A 21,945-nucleotide genomic window follows, 5' to 3' on the forward strand; every position below is an offset into this window, starting at 1 on the left:
CTGCGGCTCCGCCGCCTTGGACTGCGGCAAGCCACTTGCCGCTTTCCGGCAGGCAACCCTGTTGCCGTGAAGCGACCGATCAAGCCGTCCTCACCTCATGCCCCCGGTCAGGCATCTCCTCATGGCTTGCCGCTCCGATCCGCCCTTGGCCCCGGCGGCTCAGGCTTCTGGTAAAAAACCATCCCTATCCCAGCAGGCTACACCCAGTCCAAGCCCGCTCCGTCGCGCGCACAAATCCCAGCATTCCCCGGGGGCTGAGGGCGAGGACAGCTCTTCCAGTCCTTCGTCCGCCTGAAGGCGGGACTACTTACCCTTGAAAGCGGAGCTCCGTGGTTGGGTTCGCTCGACTGCCCAAGCCGGCCAAAGCGCGACCTACCCAGTGGGCTGCGGTGGGGCGGACCGATTCGCGGGCGGGTGACGTAATTTTTCCTGAAGGCGGAGGAATGTCGTGCTAGATGGGGGATGCCTGTCCATTCACTCCTCACTCGTTCGTTCGTTTACTGCCATGAAGTATATTCCAAATATCGTCGGGGGCCTCTTGGGCTTCCTCTTTGTCGGGTCCGCGATCGCTTTCTTCATGATGAAGCCGGGCGACATGCCGCCGCCGGCGAATGAGGAGGTGAAGCACTTCATGGCCGCGTTTGCACCGACGGGCTACATGGTCTTTGTGAAGGTGTTCGAAATCCTCGGCGGGATCCTGGTGGCGATTCCGAAGACCCGGAACTTCGGGCTCTTGGCACTGGGGCCGATCATCCTGAACATCCTCGCCTTCCACGCTTTCGTGCAGAAGGACATCCTGGACCCGAAGTCCCTGCCGATGCTCGCGATCATGGGCCTGATGGCGCTCTACCTCCTGTTCGCCGGGCGGAAGAACTTCGCGGCGCTCAAGAATTGAGGCCTGGTGCCGCTGATTTCACAAAGGGCGCAGTAATTCGGCTGCGCCCGCAGGCTGGACTACCGGCGAGGACCTGTCCATGGTGGCGGGTATGAACTCGAAAACCGCGTGGTGGATCGGGGGCCAATTGCTGTCGCTGGCGGTGATCGGCGGGCTGTGGAGTGAGCTGCGGGATTTGAAAGGCCGGGTGGGACAGGAGCGGGAGCCGGGTGGTGGTGATGGTCCTTCTCCCGCGAAGCATGGTGCGGCGCGGGTGTCGGCTTCCGACGCTTCGGGGGAAGGTGCCGCGGCACGCTCCGGCGTATCTCCAGAGCGACGGGCGGCGGCGGAGAAGGCGAAGTCAGGACCGGCGGTGTCACAGACGGGTGGCAGGCCACGCGTGGAGTCGACACCGGATGGCGGGGTGGTCTTCCGCTGGCCGGGCGGTGGTCGCAGTCTGGCGCTGACGCCGGAGGAGTTGACGGGATTTGAGCAGGACATCCGGGCGGCGCGGATGGAGCCCTTCATCAAGAAGCCGGGCGGGCCTTCATGGAGTCCGGGGCAGGCAGCGGGTGCGCCGGACACGGCCACGCACGGCGATTTCGCCACGGCTTGGGCCTCACAGAGCCAGGATGGCGGAAAGGAGTGGCTGCAACTGAAGTATGCGGGCACGACCGAGATCGGGGAGGTGGTGGTGCACGAGAGCTACAATCCGGGCGCGATCAGCCGGGTGGTGGCGATGATGCCGGATGGCGGCGAGCAGGTGCTCTGGGAGGGCACCCAGGATCCGGGCACGGCGGGGCAGGCGCGGAATAGTTCATTCACCGTGCCGCCGGGAATCAGCAGCGACCAGATCCGGGTGGAGATGGATACCGCGCGCGTGCCGGGCTGGAACGAGATCGATGCCGTGGAACTGGTCGGCCGCGACGGCAAGCGCCAGTGGGCGACCGAGTCGACGGCGAGTAGCTACTATGGAGAAGGCCGGGCGCTGGGAGCGACGGCTTATACAAGCCAAGAGATTTTGTTAGATCTTCCGGAGGTGGAGAAGAGGTAGGGAATCGGCTGCCTTTTGCCGCCCACCGCCTCAGTCGCTCTGATCAAGCGACGCGCTAAGAGCTTGGGAAAGCGCCGCGCCGCCGCTGATGAGGTCCTTCCACTGGAGCTCGGGGCCCTTGCGGCGGCCTTTTTCGGTGAGCTTGAGGCCCTGAGGATCGAGCGTGACGATGTAGGCGTTGCCGTCGATTTCGATTTCGCGCTTCAGGGTCTTGTCGAGTTTGGTGGCCATGGCGGTGTCTGCTTGAACGGTTGCTTGATTTGTAAGGGGACGAATCGGTCGTCCGGTAGCGGACACCGGATGCCGCGGGGCGCAACGGGAATTTTAAGGTTGGACGGTGGATGGCCGATTCCAAGAGGCGCCAAGCCACCCAAACCAAGCTCATGTCAAGCTCACCCAAGATCCACCCCATTTGCGGCGCCGCCGCTATCGGAGTGCGTGCGAGAATCGCCGCTTTGAGCACGCGTCCACCCCACAATACGCCATCCAAGTTCTAGGAGAAATCCCCCACCACCCCGTACCCTCCAACTCCCGAATCATCCCAAATGGCCACCACTCCTACACAAGCACGCGGTAAACTCGCCTAGAACTTGCATGCCTCTGATCCAAGCGCACCAACTCGAAAAGCGGCGATTGAACCGATGCTTTGTTATATCGGTAGCGAGGTAGGCAATCAAGAGCCCCAAAGGGGCGGCACGGAGAAAGCCCAAGGCAAGCACGCATCGCGTGCGCAACCCTGGGTACGATGCCGAAGAAGATTGGCCCCTGAATTGGGGGCAAGGAGGTCGCGGAGGAGAAAGCCGCCGGGTGTCACCGCACTCCTGGCCCCCCATTCAGGGGGCATGGAAATGCGGGACATGATAGACCCAGGGTTGCGCGCTTTGCCGCTTGCCCTGGGCTTTCTCCGTGCCGCCCCTTTGGGGCTCTTGATCACCCTTCACTCCGGCCATTTGATGTCCGGTGCCTTGCCGTGCCAGAAGGCTTGGCGAGGATCGAAGATGTCCAGGCTGCCCATGAGGACATGGCCGGTGGGATCGATGGGATAGACTGCAACGCTATGGTCGGCGTGGAGCACCACTGCTTGACCGTGGAAGGGCTTGGGATCGAAGAGCAGGGATCCGGGGAGAAGAGGGCAGACCAGCACAGGTGTCGTGGGGCCACTCGAACTGCTGAGGCCGGCGATGTAGGCGAAGGCGGACTCGCCAGGGCGGAGGGCAGTGCTATTGCTGGTGAAGATTTCGTCCGGTGGCTTGGGCGTGATCGAGGTCTCGGCCCAGAAGATCTCCTCGGAGGGATGGGGCATAGTGACGAGGAGCTGGCGGAAGAGTTGATTGGCGGTGGAACTCCCAAGGGTGAGCGGGGTGCTGGTCTTCGCGGAGACGGCGGCGGCAGTGCTGGCATCCGGGAACTTGCCGTAGCTGGCCTCGAAGTTGGCCAGGGCCTTGCCGACTTCGGTGGCGTTGTAGACCGCGCTGGTTGTTGTGGCACGGGACCTGACCATGTTCATGAGGCCGAGGCCCAAGGAGAGGAGCACGAATACAAGGCCGATGATCGCGATGGCCTTGAACCACAGGAAGCGCCTAGGGTAGTGGTCGGGCGGCGGCTCGGGGGCATCCGGTGGCGGCTGGGTTAAGACGGAGTTCATGGCTTATCTTGGAGGATGAAGCACGGAGGTGCTTCAGTCACGGAGGAACTCGCCACGCTCGCTGTGTCTACTTCGGCCGTTTGATGCCGAAAGTGGGTGCCGGTATTCGCTCAGAAACCGCCTTTTTTTTGGAGGGTCTTGGAAGGGATGTTGAAGGTGTAAGTGCGGGTGTAGCCCGGCTGCGTGGCCAGGTATTCGGTCGAGGCTTCAAGGACGCGCTCGCTGCCTTTGTATTCCTCGCCGGTGTTTTCGACCAGGCCGCGGCTCACCAAGTCCTTGAGGTCATCATGAACGGTCGGGCGAAGCTGCTCGAGGTCGCCCCAGCCTCTGACATTGCGGGTCTTGAGGTTGTGGAGCACCCGTTCCCAAAGCTCATCGAAGCCAAAGGTCCTGTCTTCCGCGAGGATCTTGCAGAGTTCATCTAGCGGGGCATCGGCAGTCGGGCCCTGATTGAAAACAATCTCCGTTTCGGAGCAGCTCGAAATGGACAACTCCTCATCTCCCATCTGGAACGAAGGAAACAGGGCTTGGCGGTCATCGAAGATGATCGTGGTCCTATTGAAATAATACAAAACGACCTTTTGCGAGGAGCGGTAGTGGTTCTGGGTTTGAACAAACAGGATCGCTTGGATCTCGGGGAGCTCGATGTAATAAGGCGGCTTTCCGACGACGCTTTTGAACGTGTGTTTTCCAACCTGCAGCTTGTGTAGCTCGGAGCCGTGGACGTTGAAGCGGTCGAACCAAGTTTCGGGGTAGCTGGTGACCTTGATCTCATGGTCCCCGGGGGGAGGCGGCTCGACGAAGTGCGATGCGATGAAGTAAGCTGCGACTCCTGCTGCGAGAGGCGTCGTGATCATCCAAAATTCTTTGCTCTTCAGGCTCTTCATCCGGAGGTGATGTGAATCATCGGGGTCGGCCGCTGATAGATGCGGTCCGGCATCCTGCCATGATGCCGGAAACGTGGCTTCGCGGGGCATCGATAATCGCGCGCGGAATATCGGTAATGACGATTGATGGGCTCGCGGGCGGGAGAGAGGAAATCTGAGAGATGATCGATGAAATTCGAGAGGAAGAGGCCGGAGGCGGGCTTGGGGTGTGAAGTGCGATGAGGGACCGTTCGGCCGCACAGGGGCTGTGCGGACCACCTTTGCTACTCCGGCCATTTGATGTCAGGTGCCTTCCCATGCCAGAAGGTTTGGCGGGGATCGAAGATGTCCATGCCGCCGATGATGACGTGGCCGTCTTTGTCGATCGGGTAGGATTTGGCTTCGTGGCCGGCGTTGAGGAGGATGACGGCATGGCCGCCGAAGGGTTTGGGGTCGAATTCGTGTTTGCCCGGCAGGAGCGGCGCCATGAGCAGCGGCGTGGCCTGATCGCTTTTCGAATTGAGGCCGACGATGTAAGCGAAGCTGACTCCGCCCGCGACGAGGGCGCAGGCATCGCTGCCGAAGTTGTCGTCCGGCTTGCCGGGCGAGTTGGCGGTTTTGGCCCAGAAGGGCTTCCCACTTTTGCCACCACCGCCCGCAAGCAACTGGCGGAAGAGTTGGTTGGAGCTGGCGCTGCCGAGGCTGAGCTCGCTGCCCGTTGCGGACTTCACTTCGGCAGCGGCGGCGGCGCTGGGGTAGCTGCCGTATTCAGCGTCGAATTCGAGCATCATAAATCCGACGGCACGGATGTTGTCCATGGCCTCCTGCCGACTGGCGGCGGCGCGCTGGTAGGCCATGAGGAGGTACGAAGGATAGGCGATCGCCGCGAGGAGGATCAGAGCGATGATGATGCTCATCCAGCGAACGGTGGCAGGAAGCGGCGGATGCTTCTTGGTCGCGCCTGGTGGTGGCTCTGGATTCGTGCTCATGGTCGTAGGTCCGCTCTACTCCGGCCATTTGATATCGGGTGCCTTGCCATGCCAGAAGGGTTGCTTGGGATCGAAGATGTCCATGCCGTTGAGGATTACCTTGCCGTCTTTTTGAATGGGAAAGACGGAGGCGTTGTTGTCATTGAAAAGGATCACCGCGTAGCCGTGGAAGGGCTTGGGATCGAATTCGCGTTTGCCCGGCAGGAGAGGAGTCATCAGCAGTGGCGTGGAAGGATCACTGCTGGTGCTGAGTCCGGCGATGTAGGCGAAGCCGCACTCGCCTTTGGCAAGCGCGGTGGAGTCGCCGGTGAAATGGTCGTCGGGTTTTCTGGGCGGGCTGGTGATGGCTGCCCAGAAGGGCTTCTCACTTTTGCCAGCACCGCCCGCAAGCAACTGGCGGAAGAGTTGATTCGAGCTGGTGTCGCCGAAGCTGAGCTTGCGGTCCGTGGCGGCTTTCACATCGGCTGCAGTTTTGGCGCTGGGGTAGCTGCCGTATTCGTTGTCGAATTCGAACAGCATGATGGAGATCGCGCGCATATTGCGCATGGCCTCGTCGCGGGCATCGATGGCCTGTCGGTGGAGCGAGGCGCGATGGTAAATGAAGAAGATGGCGGCGATCGCTGCGAGAAGAAGGCCCAAGACGGTAAATCCCAGCCAGCGACGGGCCCATCGCCGGAAACGCTCAGACGCGGGTTCGTGATCCGATGCGAGGGCGGCATCGGGCAATGGAGTTGGAGAATGAGGGTTCATGGTGGGTTTACTCCGGCCATTTCACATCAGGTGCCTTGCCGTGCCAGAAGGGTTGGCGGGGATCAAAGATGTCCATGCCGTTGCTGAGGATGACATGGCCGTTTTTGTCGATCGGGTAGGGCACGGCGGAGTTGTCGAGGCGGAGGATGACGGCGTAGCCTTTGAAGGGGCCCGGGTCGAACTCCTGCTTGCCGGAGATGAGAGGGGTCATCACGACCGGTGTCTGGGGGTCGCCGGATGAGTTGAGGCCTGCGACGTAGGCGAAGACGCATTCGCCTTTGGCAAGCGCGGTGGTATCGGTGTTGAAGATATCGTCGGGCCTTCTGTTGAAGAAGCCGGTCTTCACCCAGAAGGGTCTTTCGCTCTTGATGCCCGAGGTGCTCACCAGCAATTGGCGGAAGAGTTGATTCGAGCTGGAGCTGCCGAGGGTGAGGGTGGTCTTGGTTTCATCCTTCACGCTGTCGATGGTGTCGGCACTTGGAAAAGTGCCGTATTCGCTGTCGAACTCGAAGAGCATGGTGCTGATTTGCTTGATGTCGCTGAGTGCCTCAGTGCGCGGTGCGGCCGGGGCGGACTTCAGGACGAATGGAGCCAGGAGAAGCAATCCGCAAAGGAAGAGTCCGGCGACGATGCCCCGGATGATCCAGCGCATCTTCCGCTGCGAGCGCAGGGCCTCCGGGCCGGGAGGTGGCGCGGGAGCGTCCGGAGGCGGTTGGGGAAGGGGTATACCCACGGGGTTTTGTTAGAGGGTTGCTGCAAGGGAGAATGGGACGGCGCTTTAGCGGGGTGGATTCGCCCTGCCGGAATGGCGCAGCCATTCCGCTACGATGCTTGGATTATTCCGGCCATTTCACGTCAGGCGCCTTCCCATGCCAGAAGGGTTGGCGGGGATCGAAGATGTCCATGCCGTTGATGATGACGTGGCCGTGCTTGTCGATGGGGTGAGCTGTGGCGGTGTTGTCGTTGCAGAGGATGATGGCCTTGCCATCGAAGGGCTTGGGATCGAACTCGTGGGTGCCGGGGATGAGCGGGGTGAGGAGGATCGGGATATCGGCGTCATCGGATGCTTTGTGGCCGGCGATGTAGGCGAAGGCGCACTCGCCCTTGGCGAGGGCGGTGGCGTCGGTAGTGAAGATATCGTCGGGCTTCTTGGGAGAGGTGGTGGTCTTGGCCCAGAAGGGTTCCTCGTCGATGCCTGGGCTGGTCACCAAGAGCTGGCGGAAGAGTTGACTGGCGCTGCCGCTGCCCAAGGGGAGGGTGGTCTTGGTCCTGGCTTGGACCGCGGCGATGGTGCTGGCGTCGGGGTATTGGCCGTATTCGCTATCGAACTCGAAGAGCAGGGTGCTGAGCTGCTTGATGTGGTGGATGGCAAGGGGCCGGTCGGGATGGCTGAGAGATTGATAGGCCAGCGGAAGGACGAAGGCCATCAGGCAGAAGGCGAAGGATAGCCCACCGAGCCACCAGATCCGCTTGGCCTTGATGCGGGAGTCGATGGCCTGCGAGCTGGGCTGGGATGGTGGCGGCTGATCAGGCGGCGGTTGCTGCAATGTCAAATGGGAATCCACGCGTTTTCACATCTCTAGCATTGCCGCTCGTGAAATTCCAAGCGGTGCGAAGCGATTCATCCTTCCTTTGCCAATTCTTCATACAGGGCGAGAGTGGCGGGGCATGCCGACTTCGTCCTCTACCTTCCAGATCAATGCCGAGCTCCACTATCAGGTGCTCCAGCGCAGCACGATGCTCCTGAATATCCACCCGCTCGCGACGGGAAACCAGAAGCTGACGGATGAGCACTTCAGCATCACCCCCGGCGTGCGCTGGGAGGAATTCCCGCTGGAGACCGGGGAGAACCGCTACATCCGGCTGGATACCGGTGATGTGACCCAGCTCGACATCGTCTACTCGGTGATGGCGGAGACCAAGTACGCGATGGTGAGCCACGAGGAGATCCACGATGTGTCGGTGGCGCAACTCCGCCGCAGCGCGATCCCCTACCTCTTCCCCAGCCGCTACTGCCAATCCGACCGGCTGTGGCAACTCGCCTTCAAGGAATTCGGAGCGATCGATCATCCCTATGACCAGGTGGTGGCGATCAGTGACTGGATCTTCAAGAACATCGACTACATCTCCGGCAGCACGGATGCGGCGACCTCCGCGTATGATACGATCACGCAGCGCTCCGGGGTGTGCCGGGACTTCGCGCACCTGGGGATCGCGCTGTGTCGCGCGCTGTCGATTCCGGCGCGCTACTTCACCGGCTATGCCTGCTTCATGGAACCGCCGGACTTCCACGCCTGCTTCGAGGCCTGCATCGGCAACCGCTGGTTTGTCTTCGATCCGACGCGCTTGGCCGCGCTGAACGGATTGGTGCGGATCGCGATCGGGCGGGATGCGGCGGATTCCTCGGTGGCGACGATCTTCGGCAGCATGCAGATGACCGGGATGTCGGTGTCCTGCGTGTCACGGGATTTCCAGGCGCTGGGTCCGGAGGATCTGGCGGGGCAGGCGATCTTGATCAAGCCATGACATGAGCGAGGAACAGAGCCACTTGCTGAGGATCCGGCACCGCACACGCTATGCCTATGCGGAGCCGGTGAGCTTTGGCAGCCACAAGCTGGTGATCCGGCCGCGGGAGGGGCATGACCTGCGAGTGGAGCATCTGGCGCTGGCGATCGCACCGGCGGCGGAGGTGGTGTGGACGCGGGACATCTTTGGCAACTCGGTGGCACGGGCGCATTTCAATGAGCCGGGGACGGAGCTGCTCTTCGACGTGGATGTGGTGGTGCGGCGCTTCTTCGATCCGGCCGCGCCGCCGGGTGCGAAGGCGGAGAGCCCGGATCCTTTCCCGCTGGAGTATGATACCCAGGAGCACGGGATCATCGTGGGCTACCTGACCCCGGTGTATGGGGAGGAGACCGCGGCGGTGAAGGACTTCATCAAGACCCTGCCGGATCCGGGGGGGGTCCCGAGTGCTGAGAACTTCGTGGTGCACCTGGCGGAGCTGATCCACGCCAAAATCGGTTACCAGCGGCGGGAGGCGAAGGGGGTGCAGACGCCGGCGACGACGCTCTCCCTCGGGACCGGATCCTGCCGGGACGTGGCGACGCTGATGATGGAGACGCTCCGGCACCTGGGGATCGCGGCGCGCTTCGCCAGCGGCTACCTAGACTGCGCGGCCACGCGGGCGGCGCGCGGCTCCACCCATGCCTGGACGGAGGCCTACTTCCCGCAGCTGGGGTGGCGGGGATTTGACCCGACGACGGGGAAGCGCTGCAGCCACCAGCACATCGTGACCGGGACCAGCCACCACCCGCGCGGGGTCATGCCGGTCAGCGGGCGCTTCACCGGCCCGTCCGGGGCCTTCCAGAGCATGGCCGTGACGGTGGAGTTTTCGGAAGTGGCGAAAGCGGAATCCGGAGTGCGGGGTTCTTGAGGGTCTTATTTCGCACTCCGCACCCGCCACTCCGCGCTTTTCCAGAGTGTCTGGCTATCAAGGAGTGGGGTGGGGTATTACGGGATTTCGGTATTGCCTTTGGGGGGTGGGGGTTGCAGTGTCCGGCGGTTTTTGCCCCGGTTCGGGCCCCCTGCCGATTGCTGTCCCTCTCTCCCTATTCGCTGCCCCGCCCTATGAATAAGCTAGTTATCGCGATTGCGATTTTGGCCGCCGCCGCGCTGGCGCTTTCGCTCTACAAGGGCGGATTGCATGCCCCGAAGGACTTGGTGGCACCTGCGGGGGAGGTGCCACGCTAGGGGATGGCAGGGGGTATTTTGGCGGAATCTGGGGGTAAGGAAAAAATTTTCCGGGGTGTGGCGCTATTTTCCGGGAACAAAATCCGCTTTCGTGGGTTCTCAAGATAGGTTATCCACCGCCACCACCACCAAGTAAAACTACTTCAATGAAACTCGTGCTCAGCTCATTAGCCGCCCTCTTCCTGGTCCCGCTGGCCTTCGCCGGTGACTGCGACAAGTGCAAGAAGCAGGACAAGGAAGATCCAGCCGTGGCCCTCCTTGGCGATTGCGACAAGTGCAAGAAGAACGACAAGGAAGATCCTGCTCTGGCCCTCGTTGGCGATTGCGACAAGTGCAAGAAGAACGACAAGGAAGACCCGGCTGTGGCCCTTCTTGGCGATTGCGACAAGTGCAAGAAGAACGACAAGGAAGACCCAGCTCTGGCTCTCCTTGGCGATTGCGACAAGTGCAAGAAGAACGACAAGGAAGACCCAGCTCTGGCTCTCCTTGGCGATTGCGACAAGTGCAAGAAGAACGACAAGGAAGATCCTGCTCTGGCCTGATCAATCTTGTTGGGCTTTTGCCTGACTGATTTCGAAGAGCCGCTTGGAGTGATCCAAGCGGCTTTTTCGTGGGCGGGTGTGGGGGAGAGGGTTAGGATAGGGCGGCATTCCTGGTTCTCCGATGACCGTCGCACTTGTCTATCCGCACCAGCTTTACCCGGATCATCCGGCTTTGTCGGCGGGGCGGGCGGTGTATTTGATCGAGGACCCGCTGTTCTTCGGGAATGATCCGCGCTGGCCGCTGGCGGTGCACCGGCAGCGGCTGGTGTTGCACCGGGCGGCGATGAAATCGTGGGCGGAGGGGCGCGAAGGCTGCCGCTATGTGGAGACGCCGGCGGGGAGCAAGGTGGACTCGGCGGAGCTGTTAGATGAGCTGCTGCCGAAGCCGGTGAAGCGGATCGAGCTGGCGGATCCGGTGGATGATGTGCTGGAGCGGCGGCTGCGGCGCTTCGCGGCGGCCCGCGGGGTGGAGCTGGTGCTGCATCCCTCGCCGAATTTCCTGACGCCGCCGGATTTGTTGGAGAAGCACACGGGGCAGGATTGCGGGAAGCCCTTCATGGCGAATTTCTACCGTGAGCAGCGGCAGCGGATGGGGATCCTGCTGAATGCGGATGGCTCGCCGCGAGGTGGTCACTGGTCCTATGATGTGGAGAACCGCCAGCGCTTCCCGGAGGATCACCTCGCGCCGCTGAAGCCGCAGCTGAAGCCGAATGCGGCGGTGCAGGAGGCGCTGGCGTATGTGGCGAAGCGCTTCCCGGGGAACCCCGGTGGCGTGGAGCGCTTCGGGTATCCGGTGACGCGGCGGCAGGCGCTGGCGTGGCTGGAGAAGTTCATGGCGGAGCGCTTCGCGGACTTCGGGGCCTATGAGGATGCGATCTCGCGGAATCACCGGGTGCTATTCCACTCGGTGCTCACGCCGGTGCTGAATATCGGGCTGATCTCGCCGCAGGAGATCGTGGAGCGGGCACTTGCGCATGCGGAGAAGCACAAGGTGCCGCTGAACTCGCTGGAGGGCTTCATACGCCAGGTGATCGGCTGGCGGGAGTTCATGGCGGGGATCTATCGCCACCGCGGGGTGGAGATCCGGAATGCGAATTTCTGGGGCTTCCGGCGCAAGATGCCGGCGGCCTTTTACACCGGGACCACGGGAATCCCGCCGGTGGACGATACAATCCGCCGCGTGCTGGAGCATGGCTGGTGCCACCACATCGAGCGGCTGATGGTGATGGGGAACTTCATGCTGCTGTGCCGGATCCGGCCGGATGAAGTTTACCGCTGGTTCATGGAGCTGTTTGTGGACGCCTACGATTGGGTGATGGTGCCGAATGTGTATGGCATGTCGCAGTTCGCGGATGGCGGGACCTTCACGACCAAGCCGTATCTGAGCGGGTCGAACTATATACGGAAGATGTCGTACTATCCGGCAGGGGAGTGGTGCGAGGTATGGGATGCGCTGTTCTGGTGTTTCATCGGGGACTACCTGGAATTCTTCAGCGCGAATCCACGGCTAGCGATGATGGCGCGGAGCTGGGAGAAGCTGGCAGGGGAGAAGAAGGAGAAGCAGCGGAAAGTGATGGAAGGCTTCTTGCGGGGCCTGAAGAAGGACTGATTCACTGGAAGGATTTGAGGCACCTACGACGGTCGCATTCGGCAACCCTTGGGCTATAGGAGGGAACGGCGTTGCCGTTCTTGGAGAGTGAAGTTAGTGCGCGCAAAAGGGGAGACGTGAGGTCGTGGCTTACCGTTCTTGTCAGGGGAGGGTGAAGAAGTCGCCGGAGCCCTCGGGGTGCTCGCGCTCGAGTTGTGCTACGCGCTTGCGGGCTGCGCCGGCGACGATGACGTGGCGGAGGAAGAGTCCGGCGCAGGCGATCACCATTCCCGCGAAGATATAGACAGGCATGATGTCGATATGATCGGGCTTCCACCAGCCGGGGCCGAGGGACTTGGGGACAAACTGGAAGGCGATGAAGACGAGGATCACGCCGAGCGAGCCGTAGGCCATGGCGCAGCGTTGTTCGCGGAGGACGGTGTGGCGGAGCTGGCGGCGCAGCTTGCGCCACTGCGCGGCGGCATCCAGCTCTGCACCCGCAGCCAGGGCGGAGGGTGGAGTCTGGTAGGGATTGTGCGGATCCCCGGCTGGCTTTGTGGCGGCTTTGCTCACTTCTGCTCCGGGCACACTCGGCCACGCAGGCGCGTGGGGCGAGCGGAAAGGATGGTGGCAGCTTGGAAACCTAAGCAAGGCGACCAGTTTTCTATCATATAAGAAAATCTGATTTTTACAATTGACGCTGGAACGGCGACTGCATATCTACCGGCAACTTCATTCCACACGATGCGTCTCCACCGATCCGAACTACAAAGCCGCGAGGTCCTCGTCACAGAGGTCTCCGCCCTTTGGCGCCGGGTCATCGGATCGCCGATTCAGGACAATAAATGCCTGAAATCATACGACGCAATGACCTTTGCCGGTAACCCGGCGCCCGAACGAAGCAGGACCAGGCCGCTGGCCTGATAGCCGCCTAAATCCAAGGATTTAAAGCCGCCCTGCTTCCAAACCGGAAGCGGGGCTTTTTGTTTTCCGCAAATCGTCCCACTCCAAACCCTTTACCCTTTCTCTGATTTTCGACCGTGATTCCGCGTCCATCGTAAAACCGATTTCCTGACCGACCGTCCCGCCCGACGGCCCCAGAACCCCTTCCGATCCGGAAGCCGATATCGCCGCCATAAGATATGGCGCTGCGATAAAGGTATATCTAGGAACGTGGGAGAACTGTTGTCATGTGGTGGGGTCAAAATGGTGGCCTTGGTGTAGAGGTAGCACCCCGCGTTGTGATCGCGGCAGGGCGGGTTCGACTCCCGTAGGTCACCCCAATCCCCAATCCCTTTCTTTCTTCCTCCGGACATGACAGAGCACTTTCTCCAACGCAGTTCCGTCCTTGTCCTGAACCGCCACTGGCTCGCGATCGACGCGGTCACCCCGGTAGATGCCTTCGGCCACCTGGCCACCGGCACCGCGCGGGCGCTGCGGATCGAGGGCGATGCGATGCAGGCCTTTGACTGGGCGGACTGGCGCGCGCTGCCGGTGGTAGCGGGGGAGCCGGCGATCGGGACCACAACAGGTCCGGTGCGGATCCCCACGGTGATCGTGCTGGCGAACTACGACCGCGTGCCGATCCACGTGCCGAAGCTCGGCTTCCGCGCGATCTGGGAACGGGACGGCGGGCGCTGCCAATACAGCGGCCGCAAGCTGACCCCGGGTGAAGCGAACATCGACCACGTGCTGCCGCGTTCGCGCGGTGGCATCGACAGCTGGGAAAACTGCGTGCTCGCCTGCAGGGCTGTGAATGCCCGGAAGGGCGCGCGGACCCCGGCTGAGGCCGGCCTAAGGTTGCTAGCGCAGCCGAGGGTGCCGCGGTCGGTGCCGACATCACTGCGGATCCGCAATCTGTGGAAGATCCCCGAGTGGGACTACTTCCTGAGACAAAATCACTAATTACTAAGCACTAATTTTCAAACCGAAGTGTGGAGAAGAGAGGGGTGGCGCTGCGATGCGGGCAGCTCGTCTCAACAGAATGTATCCGAGGTGCAAAGCGCCTGATCCCGGTGCCAGCTGCCTCTCTTCCACACGCTCCCGTCCGGGAACTAGTGCCTAGTGAACTCTCCTCAATCCAATGCACGAAGCCAATTTCATCTTTGCCATCATGGCGATCGCCTTCGCGCTGAGGTTCGCGTGGCTCGAACTCAGCAGCAGGTGATCCGCCTTCGTCACTCACTTCCCTTTCCAATCTAACAGACCACACCGCCAATCATGAAGACCATTGCTTCACCCGCCACCACCCGCCTTGAGACCGAACGCCTGATCCTTCGGCCGGTGAATACCGCCGACATTCCCGCGATCGTGACTCATGCGGGTGACCCGCGGATCGCCTTCAAGACCACGCTGATCCCGCATCCCTACCATCTGGGCCACGCGCTCGACTGGCTGGAGTCGGTGATGGTGGATCGCAAGCAAGGCAATGAAGTCTTCGCGATCGAACGCAGGGATGAGCCTGAAGCCGGCATGATCGGGATCGTCTCGCTCGAGCTGCGCAGTGACAAGTGCAGCGCGGACGTGGGCTACTGGCTGGGCGTGCCGTACTGGCGCAAGGGCTACGCGACCGAGGCGCTGCGCGAGGTGCTGCGGCATGGCTTCGAGGATCGCAGCCTGCTCTACGTGGGTGCCTGCCACATGGCTGACAACCAGGCCTCGGGCCGGGTGATGCAGAAGGCGAACATGAAGTTCGAACACGTGATCCGCGGGGGCCTGGTGCGCTTCGGCACCGCTTATGACCGCGTGAACTATGGGATTTTCGCCGACGAATGGCGGTTCGCCGGCGGCTAAGGGAAAAGGTAGTGGCGGGACGGTCGTGCCGTTCCGGCTGGGTAAAGTCCGCGTTGTGGCCTTCAAGCCTGAGTAACCCGGAACCCCAGCCGGAACGACGCGGCCGTTCCGCCATGAGCCCGCTTCAATGATCTGAAAAATCCAATCAACCACGAATGAACACGGATGGACACGAATGAAAGGCAGGGAACACGGCCGGAACTGGATCTCCATTCGCGTTAATCCGTGTCCATTCGTGGTTGGTCCTGCCTTTTCCGGACGCCCGGGACGGTTTGCCCTTCGCTCCAAGCTCTTTGCCCAATGAAACTCGAAAGCTCCAGACTCTTGCTGAAGCCCCCTACTGAAGAAGACATTCCGTCGATCGTGGCGGTGGCTTCGGATTGGCGGGTGGCGGAGATGGTGTTGGTGCCGCATCCGTATTTCCCCAGCCATGCGCAGACCTGGATCGAGCAGGCGCGGGAGTCGTGGCGCGATCATGGCATGGGTGCCCTGGCTGTTTTCACGCGGCAGGGGCAGGCATTTGTCGGTGCGATCGGCTTGAAGCCGACGACCGTGGATGGCCATGCCTCTGCGGGCTACTGGTTCTGTCCCTCCGTGTGGGGCCGCGGTTTTGCGACCGAGGCGCTGCGGGAGCTGGTCCGATATGGCTTCGAGGTGCGGAAGCTTCAGCACATCGAGGCAGGTCATTTGTTAGAGAATCCCGCTTCCGGCCGGGTGATGGAGAAGGTGGGGATGGCTCATGCTGTCCGCGTCGATCTGCCGCACCGGGATGATCCCGGGGTGATCGTGTCCGGGATCCAGCGCTGCATCTCGGCGGAGGAGTGGGAAGCACTGAAAGCTGCATAGCTAGATGACCATGAATCTATTCATTCCAAAGTGCCCCTTCACCAAGTGGCTGAAAAGGTGGTCCGCACAGCCCTCTGTGCGGCCGAAGTGACCCTTGTAGCATACTCTACTTGGTGGCCCCCGGGGTTGGCTTGCCTTGAGAACTCCTTCTAAAAATCAGATGATGGTGAGAGCGCAGTTTCCCGAGGGCACTTGGTCTCCGGCTACCGTCAGAACTGCTTCGCCGCACAGAGGGCTGTGCGGACCACCTTTTGCTGGTCTCCGACGACAACCAGAACTGCTTCGCCGCAAGGCTAAAATCTCCGCCAACCCGGGGCACCCGGTGTTGACATCCACTAGAACTACCTCGTCCGCACACGGCGTGTGCGGACTACCTCCAATCCCATGAAGCCCATCGTTCCCATCGTTTTGAAATCCACGCGCCTGATCTTGCGTCCGCCCTTGCCGGAGGATGCAGCGCGCATCGAGTGCTTCATCAGTGACCGCCGGGTGGCGGAGATGACGGCGCTGATCCCGCATCCCTACCCGCGGGGCGGGTGCGTGGACTGGATTCGCCTGACCGAGCAGCAGTGGCTGGAGGGAGTGAAGGCTTCCTTTGTGATCTGCCTGCGCGATTCAGGTGATCTGGTCGGCGCGATCTCCTTCTTCTGCGATGGCTCGCGGGACAATGAGATCGGCTACTGGATCGGCGTGCCGCACTGGGGCCGGGGCTATGCCACGGAGGCGCTGGAGCGCGTCCTGCGCTATGCCTTCGACGAGCTCGAGGTGCAGCGCGTGGATACCTATCACTTTGCCCACAATCCTGCCTCCGGACGTGTGATGGAGAAGGCCGGGCTGAAATTCCTATCGAAAACCAAGCTGGGCGCGAGCCGTGGCGACGAGCAGTATGATGACGTCCGCTATGGCCTCAGCGCCGGCGAATGGCGTGCCCGACACGCCAGCATGGCAAAATGAACTTATTGACGACAGAAGACCTGGTCGCCGCCGGCTATGAGCCGGGGCTGATCTTCAAAGACCTGCTCGCGAAAATCGCGGAGTATGAGGAACGCGGGATCGCGGACCCGAAGTATGCCCTGAAGCTGCTGAAGCGCGATGTGGCGCCGCCACCGGTGAAATACGCGATGCGCGAGAAGCCGGCACCGCTGGCGGAGGCGATCCAGGCGGAGAGCAAGGAGGAGAAGGCGAATGTGGAGCTGGTGCGCAAGAAGATGCACGAGCTGCTCAAGACTCCGATCATCTCCCGCGGGGCGATCATGCCGGACGCTTGTCCGGTGGGTGGCAGCGCGCCGGCGGTGATCCCAGTGGGCGGGGCGATCGCGGTGGAGAATGCGATCATTCCCTCCGCGCATTCGTCCGACATCTGCTGCTCGATGTACGCCACTTTCTACGAGGAGCGTAGTAGCGTGGGCAAGGAGATCGATGCGCTGATGATCGCGACGCGCTTCGGGCCGGAGCACCGGCACCTCGATGACCTGGTGTATGACCCCGTGCTGGATGAGAATGTCTGGGGCAACCGTTTCCTGATCGGACTCCGCGAGCGTGCGGCGACCCAGATCGCAGACCAGGGGGATGGCAATCACTTCGCCTTCGTGGGGGAAGTGGATGTGGATGAAACGATGCTGGCGATGCTGCGGCTGACCGGCCACACCGAGCTGGCGGATCAATTCGTGCTCACGCCGGAGGATGAGGGCAAGAAGCGCTACCGGGTGCTGGTCACCCACCACGGCTCGCGCAGCCTGGGCGCGCACGTTTACAAGCGCGGCCAGATCGCGGCGGAGAAGCATGTCGCGCGCAAGGCCCAGCACATCCCCGCCGCCGCAGCCTGGCTTGATGCGAGCTCCGACACCGGCCGCGATTACTGGCATGCGCTGGAGTATGTGGCGCGCTGGACCAAGGCGAACCACCGCTCGATCCACCAGCGCTTCCTGCAGCGCATCGGCGGCCATGCGGTGGCGGAGATTGGCAATGAGCACAACTTCGTCTGGCAGCGCGGCGATACCTTCTTCCACGGCAAGGGCGCGACCCCGGCGTGGAAGGATGAGCAAGGGCGGCCGCAGCTCGGCTTGATTCCTCTGAACATGGCCGAGCCGATTCTGTTAGTGCTGGGCGGCGATCGCGAGGAGTTCCTCTCCTTCGCCCCTCATGGTGCCGGGCGGAACCTCTCCCGCACCGCCCTGAGAAAACAGTTCCCGGATCAGGCCTCGCGGCGCACCGCGATCGAGCGCGGCACCGATGGCCTCGACGTCCGCTGGTTCTGCGGCAAGGCGGACCTCAGCGAGACACCCATCGCCTACAAGAACGCCGCCCAGGTGAAAGCCCAGATCCAGCACTTCGGCCTCGCCGAGATCGTCGCCGAGATCCGCCCCCTCGGCTGCATCATGGCCGGCGACTCCGGCCGCTCATGGCGCGACCGCGAAGAAGAACTCACCCCCAAGCAGAAGCGGCAGATCCAGCACCGCTCCGAGCGACGCAGGGTGAATCAAGAGATGAAGGACGAGTGGTAGGGGGCGCTTCCCTTACGCAGAATTCAGCGGAGTTGCGCATGGTTCTTCAGTGGAGTCGCCTCTAGTTCTTCAGCGCTGGAGGCGTTAAGATCTGGGGATCGTGCCTTTCGATCCGTGGTAGGGCGCGCTGGCCTCAGCGCGCCGCGTGCGATGTCGGGATCACCTTCGAGTGTAGAAAACGGTAAAGGTCCACGTGGATCGCACGCGGCTGCCTGAGGCCAAGCAGCCCTACCGAAGGCAGCGCTAGCTCCGATCCATCAGCAAATCTGACGGAGGGCCTTCAAAATTCCGCCCTCAAGCCCTCGATCCGCGAGCGTCCATCCTTCTCAGCGCGGCGACGTTCGACGGCTTCGGGATCGCGGATCTGCGCCTTGGCCCTTTCGCGCACCTCCTCAGACCAGAATGAGTTGTTCTTGATGTCCGCGAAGACGTCGTCGGCATGGGTGCCCTTGAAGAGAGCGGAAGACTGCGCCAGCGCATCGGCTAGCTTTGCGCCGGCATTCGGATCGGACTCGAGGCAAGGAGCGATCACTCCGGCAAGGATACTGGCCGGTTTCTGAATGCCGGCGGAGAACGGGTCGATGAGGAAGTGACTCTTACTAGGCGTGCCGTAGAAGTTGAGCGCCGCGGCCGGATCACGCTGCATCCAGCGCTTGGCGAGTTCCAGCCGCAGCGTGTGCTCACCTCCGCCGGGCATGAAGCTGCCTTCCCCCTGCATGGTTTCGATCTTGTGCGGAAAGTCCTCCCACTTCGTCTTCGGGGACAGCCCGGCGAAGAAACTTTGGGCGGCGGCTTTCCACTCTTGCTCGCCTTCTTCGGTGGGCGGGATGTATTTCAGCCATTCCCACGCGGCTTCCGGGTCGCTGCCGGCCCAGCCTTCGAACAAGGGGCCGATGAGTGCGCCTGTGGGGCATTGGTTCTCCGCGGGCAGCCACTCGCTCAAGAGCTCATAGGCACGCACGCCATCATGGCTGGCCACGCCCTTGAAGAATGCGCCGACCGCTTGCCAATTGCCTTCTCCTTCGTACCTCGGGGGGACGTCGATTCGGCTCACGGCATCCGGATCCAGCTGGCCCCAGCGTTCGAGCAAGGCGCTTTGCAGCGGGGCGAGGCAGGAGCTGTAGAAGTCCATACCGAAATCCACACGCACCCGGTGCTCCGGCGACCAGCGGAGATCCGGGCTGCGGAGGAGTTCCTCGATCATCGCCGCGTTGAGGTTCTTGCAGGCAGCCAGGACCTCCGGGGTGGCGGCGGGCTCGGATAGCTCGATCTCTTCGTTGTAGAGATTGTCGAGCCAGCGCTGGATCTGCGCCTTGGCCTCTTGCGAAGAGCTCTTCAAGGCCGCCGCCTTGCTCAAGGAGGCGCTGCGGTCGCCCGACTTCCCCGGCAGCGTGGGCGCAGCGAAGGTGTTCGCCCTTTCGTTTTCCGCTGTCAGCGACGCGTTCCTTTCCAAGCTCCCGGCCGCGACCAGCAAGACGCCGCCGGTGAGGATGAGGAGTTGGCGATTCACGCCTCGGGGAATCGCATGGATCATGGCGGAGGTCGAGGCGGAAGGGCGCACAGAATGGGTTGCAGGGCGCGGGATTCCTGCTCCCTTGTATCCGATCCGATTCAATTCGATACCTTCTCACTGCTCCACTCATGAAATCTCCGATCCTTGCCGCCGCTACGCTTTCCCTCGGGTTTTCCCTCCTTCCGCTTTCCGCCGCGCAGCCGCCGGATACTGAGTTCCTCAAGCAGGGGCAGCCGTCGACACAGGGGCAGGAGCAAGCGGCGGCGCCAACCTACAATGCGACGCTGGTAATGGAGTATACGCTGGTCGAAGCGGGGAAGGTGATCGCGCGGTCGGTGATCCATGCGGATCCACAGGACAGCTCTGAGGAGGGGACGAGGTCGAGCAGCGGCACGGCGCTTTTGCGGGTGCCGGGTAGCGGGACTTGGACGATCGTGAGCAGCCTGGACTTCGGCGTGAAACATCCCGGCAAGGCTCAGGACGATTACTTGAACGTGGAGGTCAATGACCTGCAGAAGCTGCAAGCGCCATCGGGCGACAGCAACACGATGCAGCCGGTGGTGATCTACGGCACCGAGCGCCGCTACAAGGGCCCGGGGACTTACCTGCTGTTCGAGGACAATGAGCGCAAGCTGAGCCTGACGGTCACGGAGACGAAAGCGGCGGTGGAGAAAGAGAAGGAGAAGTGAGGCGCTGTTAGATGGCGCTCATTAGTCCGGCAGCGGCAGCTTGCTGGGCTCAACGCTGAAGTCCGTGAACTGGAACCGCTTCTCCGTTTCGCGGAAGGAGTCGATGGCCGCGCGGTGTTGGGGATCGTGGATCAGGTTGCGCGCGGCGTCGCGGACTTCGGGGGGGAAGTCCGTTGAGCGCGCGATCGCGGCGAAGGTTTCCTCGCGGTCGAGGTGCCCGGGTTGCCAGGCCTCGAGCTTGGATTGGGTGCCGAGGTCCTCTTTGAGCCACTCCACGATGAGAAGGGCTTGGGGCGAGTCTGCGATGGATTCGCTCAAGTAGGCTTCGGTATTATTGCGGGCGACGGGCTGCGGGGCAATGTCGAGTGCTCCCAAGGCCGCGACCGGATCCTCAAGGCCCCAGCGGCGCATGGCCTCCTGGCGGAAGGCGGCTTGCGGGCTGCTGCCGGCGAAGAGGCTGGCGTCGGGAAGCTGCCGCGCGGCTTCCACCAGGGCGGGCCAGTCGGGATTTTGAAGGCCATTGAGGTAGCCGCGTGCAGCGCCCTGGAGCATGCTGCCGACGAGGTTCTTGTCCGTGAGCCATTGCCAGGCGGCGGTGGGATCGGAGCCGGCCCATGTTTGCATCAGCTTCTCCGTGATCTTGCCGAAGGCCGGGGAAGGATTGCTGAAGCCAACGCCATCGAACCAGTGCTGGAGCAAGCGGCCGGCAGTGGTGGCATCAGCGGACTCGATGGCCTTCTCAAGGAGCGCGGTGGCGGGAGCCATGGCCTTGTCCTGGTCATCCGGCGGCGGGAGCTTCATCACGAGCGAGCCCGCATCAAGCTCCGCCCAGCGCTCTAACAGGGCCTTGTGGAATGGCAGCATCGCCTCCCAATCCGTGAGGTAGGCGTAGCGCGAGACATCAAGCAGCGGCGACCAGCCGTGATCGGGATCGCGCAGGAAGCGCTCGGCGGCGCGGGCGCTGAGATTGGCGCAAGCATCGAGCGGCGGGTTCTTGAGATTCTCCGGGTGCGCGGCGAGGGAATCGAGCCAACGCTGGATGCTGAGCTCGGCCTCTTGGGTGAAGGGTGAGGCCGCGCGCTCCGCAATATCGCGGGAACGGTCGGAGGCCTTCGCGGGCAGCGAGCCGGCACCGAGGGGCGGGCGCTGCTTGGCCGCATGCGGATCCTGCTGCGTGGAACGCGGGAGAAAGAGCAGGCAGGTGGCCGTGGCGAGCAGCCCATACGCGGCGCTGCGGGTGCCGGGAGAGCCACTGCGATTGCCCGGGGAGTTCACGGGGTTCATCCATCGCACGGGCGCTTGCGCGCGGCGAGATGAAAAGGGGGAAGGCGTGCACAGCGGGGGTTCCCTTTAGGAGAGGGCTTGGTCCCCGGACACTAGAGGGGGGAACCGTTCCAGTGTCCGGGGGCCGTGTCCCTTTTTTGGGGGGCTTGTGCAACTATCCCTTACGCCGCTGACTATGGCCGATTTTGGGTGGGATGGCATTACGCGATCGCGGGAGGGGAGAAGATTCTCCGAAGGACCCGCCTGCAAATATCGGGG

At 62.4% G+C, this 21,945-nt stretch carries 23 protein-coding genes and 1 tRNA gene; 14 read left to right on the plus strand and 10 right to left on the minus strand.

What is annotated here, in order from left to right; all coding sequences use genetic code 11:
• Positions 1–505: 505 nt before the first annotated feature.
• Both BV071_RS25325 and BV071_RS25330 read left to right on the plus strand, forming a co-directional pair.
• Positions 506–895: a hypothetical protein gene (locus BV071_RS25325; protein ID WP_052573887.1), complete on the plus strand. Its 390-nt coding sequence runs from the start codon at positions 506–508 to the stop codon at positions 893–895.
• A gap of 91 nt (positions 896–986) precedes the next feature.
• A complete protein-coding gene (locus BV071_RS25330) occupies positions 987–1,928 on the plus strand; it encodes a hypothetical protein (RefSeq protein ID WP_035613218.1) in 942 nt (313 codons plus the stop codon).
• Between the two features lie 30 nt (positions 1,929–1,958).
• Here the strand turns inward: BV071_RS25330 and BV071_RS25335 are convergent, their stop codons facing one another.
• From BV071_RS25335 to BV071_RS25365, 7 genes are all read right to left on the minus strand, one after another.
• Positions 1,959–2,159 carry a hypothetical protein gene (locus BV071_RS25335; protein ID WP_035613222.1) on the minus strand — a complete coding sequence of 67 codons (201 nt, stop codon included), beginning with the start codon at positions 2,157–2,159 and terminating at the stop codon, positions 1,959–1,961.
• 706 nt (positions 2,160–2,865) lie between these two features.
• Entirely contained in the window at positions 2,866–3,573 is a 708-nt protein-coding gene (locus tag BV071_RS25340) for a hypothetical protein (protein WP_035613225.1), read from the minus strand.
• 110 nt (positions 3,574–3,683) lie between these two features.
• Positions 3,684–4,430 carry a hypothetical protein gene (locus tag BV071_RS33660; RefSeq protein WP_265594869.1) on the minus strand — a complete coding sequence of 249 codons (747 nt, stop codon included), beginning with the start codon at positions 4,428–4,430 and terminating at the stop codon, positions 3,684–3,686.
• A gap of 293 nt (positions 4,431–4,723) precedes the next feature.
• Positions 4,724–5,428 carry a hypothetical protein gene (locus BV071_RS25350; RefSeq protein WP_035613228.1) on the minus strand — a complete coding sequence of 235 codons (705 nt, stop codon included), beginning with the start codon at positions 5,426–5,428 and terminating at the stop codon, positions 4,724–4,726.
• 15 nt (positions 5,429–5,443) lie between these two features.
• Complete coding sequence (locus tag BV071_RS25355) at positions 5,444–6,067, minus strand: hypothetical protein (RefSeq protein ID WP_035613230.1); 624 nt, start codon at positions 6,065–6,067, stop codon at positions 5,444–5,446.
• A 118-nt stretch (positions 6,068–6,185) separates the two neighbouring features.
• Positions 6,186–6,911, minus strand: a complete 726-nt coding sequence (locus BV071_RS25360; RefSeq protein ID WP_265594870.1) for a hypothetical protein — start codon at positions 6,909–6,911, stop codon at positions 6,186–6,188.
• Between the two features lie 103 nt (positions 6,912–7,014).
• Positions 7,015–7,743 carry a hypothetical protein gene (locus BV071_RS25365; RefSeq protein ID WP_265594871.1) on the minus strand — a complete coding sequence of 243 codons (729 nt, stop codon included), beginning with the start codon at positions 7,741–7,743 and terminating at the stop codon, positions 7,015–7,017.
• Positions 7,744–7,846: 103 nt separating this feature from the next.
• Here BV071_RS25365 and BV071_RS25370 point away from each other — a divergent pair, with 103 nt between their 5' ends.
• The 5 genes from BV071_RS25370 (at position 7,847) to BV071_RS25385 (ending at position 12,079) form a co-directional block, all read left to right on the plus strand.
• Positions 7,847–8,704, plus strand: coding sequence for a transglutaminase family protein (locus tag BV071_RS25370; protein ID WP_035613240.1), 858 nt, complete (start codon positions 7,847–7,849; stop codon positions 8,702–8,704).
• 1 nt (position 8,705) lies between these two features.
• Positions 8,706–9,611, plus strand: coding sequence for a transglutaminase family protein (locus BV071_RS25375; RefSeq protein WP_052573889.1), 906 nt, complete (start codon positions 8,706–8,708; stop codon positions 9,609–9,611).
• Between the two features lie 194 nt (positions 9,612–9,805).
• Positions 9,806–9,928 carry a hypothetical protein gene (locus tag BV071_RS35735; RefSeq protein ID WP_265594872.1) on the plus strand — a complete coding sequence of 41 codons (123 nt, stop codon included), beginning with the start codon at positions 9,806–9,808 and terminating at the stop codon, positions 9,926–9,928.
• A 146-nt stretch (positions 9,929–10,074) separates the two neighbouring features.
• Positions 10,075–10,470, plus strand: a complete 396-nt coding sequence (locus tag BV071_RS25380) for a hypothetical protein (RefSeq protein ID WP_035613245.1) — start codon at positions 10,075–10,077, stop codon at positions 10,468–10,470.
• Positions 10,471–10,591: 121 nt separating this feature from the next.
• Positions 10,592–12,079, plus strand: coding sequence for a cryptochrome/photolyase family protein (locus BV071_RS25385; protein WP_035613248.1), 1,488 nt, complete (start codon positions 10,592–10,594; stop codon positions 12,077–12,079).
• Positions 12,080–12,220: 141 nt separating this feature from the next.
• Here the strand turns inward: BV071_RS25385 and BV071_RS25390 are convergent, their stop codons facing one another.
• Positions 12,221–12,631, minus strand: a complete 411-nt coding sequence (locus BV071_RS25390; RefSeq protein ID WP_265594873.1) for a hypothetical protein — start codon at positions 12,629–12,631, stop codon at positions 12,221–12,223.
• 636 nt (positions 12,632–13,267) lie between these two features.
• Between BV071_RS25390 and BV071_RS25395 the strand changes: the two genes are divergently transcribed.
• The 6 genes from BV071_RS25395 to BV071_RS25420 all read left to right on the plus strand — a co-directional run bounded on the left by BV071_RS25395 (position 13,268) and on the right by BV071_RS25420 (position 18,201).
• Positions 13,268–13,341 (plus strand) — tRNA-His (locus tag BV071_RS25395).
• Positions 13,342–13,372: 31 nt separating this feature from the next.
• The gene (locus BV071_RS25400) at positions 13,373–13,963 is read left to right on the plus strand and encodes an HNH endonuclease (RefSeq protein ID WP_035613255.1); all 591 of its coding nucleotides are present in this window, start codon (positions 13,373–13,375) and stop codon (positions 13,961–13,963) included.
• Positions 13,964–14,278: 315 nt separating this feature from the next.
• Positions 14,279–14,851: a GNAT family N-acetyltransferase gene (locus BV071_RS25405; RefSeq protein WP_035613258.1), complete on the plus strand. Its 573-nt coding sequence runs from the start codon at positions 14,279–14,281 to the stop codon at positions 14,849–14,851.
• A 300-nt stretch (positions 14,852–15,151) separates the two neighbouring features.
• On the plus strand, positions 15,152–15,697 hold the full coding sequence (locus BV071_RS25410; protein ID WP_075091006.1) for a GNAT family N-acetyltransferase: 546 nt from the start codon (positions 15,152–15,154) through the stop codon (positions 15,695–15,697).
• Between the two features lie 384 nt (positions 15,698–16,081).
• The gene (locus BV071_RS25415; RefSeq protein WP_052573891.1) at positions 16,082–16,651 is read left to right on the plus strand and encodes a GNAT family N-acetyltransferase; all 570 of its coding nucleotides are present in this window, start codon (positions 16,082–16,084) and stop codon (positions 16,649–16,651) included.
• Positions 16,648–18,201 carry an RtcB family protein gene (locus BV071_RS25420; protein WP_035613261.1) on the plus strand — a complete coding sequence of 518 codons (1,554 nt, stop codon included), beginning with the start codon at positions 16,648–16,650 and terminating at the stop codon, positions 18,199–18,201. Before BV071_RS25415 ends, BV071_RS25420 begins: the two co-directional genes overlap by 4 nt.
• A gap of 280 nt (positions 18,202–18,481) precedes the next feature.
• Here BV071_RS25420 and BV071_RS25425 read toward each other — a convergent pair whose 3' ends face one another.
• Complete coding sequence (locus BV071_RS25425) at positions 18,482–19,711, minus strand: hypothetical protein (protein ID WP_265594874.1); 1,230 nt, start codon at positions 19,709–19,711, stop codon at positions 18,482–18,484.
• A gap of 131 nt (positions 19,712–19,842) precedes the next feature.
• Here BV071_RS25425 and BV071_RS25430 point away from each other — a divergent pair, with 131 nt between their 5' ends.
• Positions 19,843–20,403: a hypothetical protein gene (locus BV071_RS25430; RefSeq protein ID WP_035613268.1), complete on the plus strand. Its 561-nt coding sequence runs from the start codon at positions 19,843–19,845 to the stop codon at positions 20,401–20,403.
• Between the two features lie 21 nt (positions 20,404–20,424).
• On the opposite strand, the gene BV071_RS25435 is transcribed toward BV071_RS25430, so the two are convergent.
• Positions 20,425–21,687: a hypothetical protein gene (locus tag BV071_RS25435; RefSeq protein WP_035613270.1), complete on the minus strand. Its 1,263-nt coding sequence runs from the start codon at positions 21,685–21,687 to the stop codon at positions 20,425–20,427.
• Positions 21,688–21,945: the final 258 nt, after the last annotated feature.

Source organism: Haloferula sp. BvORR071, from assembly GCF_000739615.1.
Classification (GTDB): Bacteria; Verrucomicrobiota; Verrucomicrobiia; order Verrucomicrobiales; family Akkermansiaceae; genus Haloferula.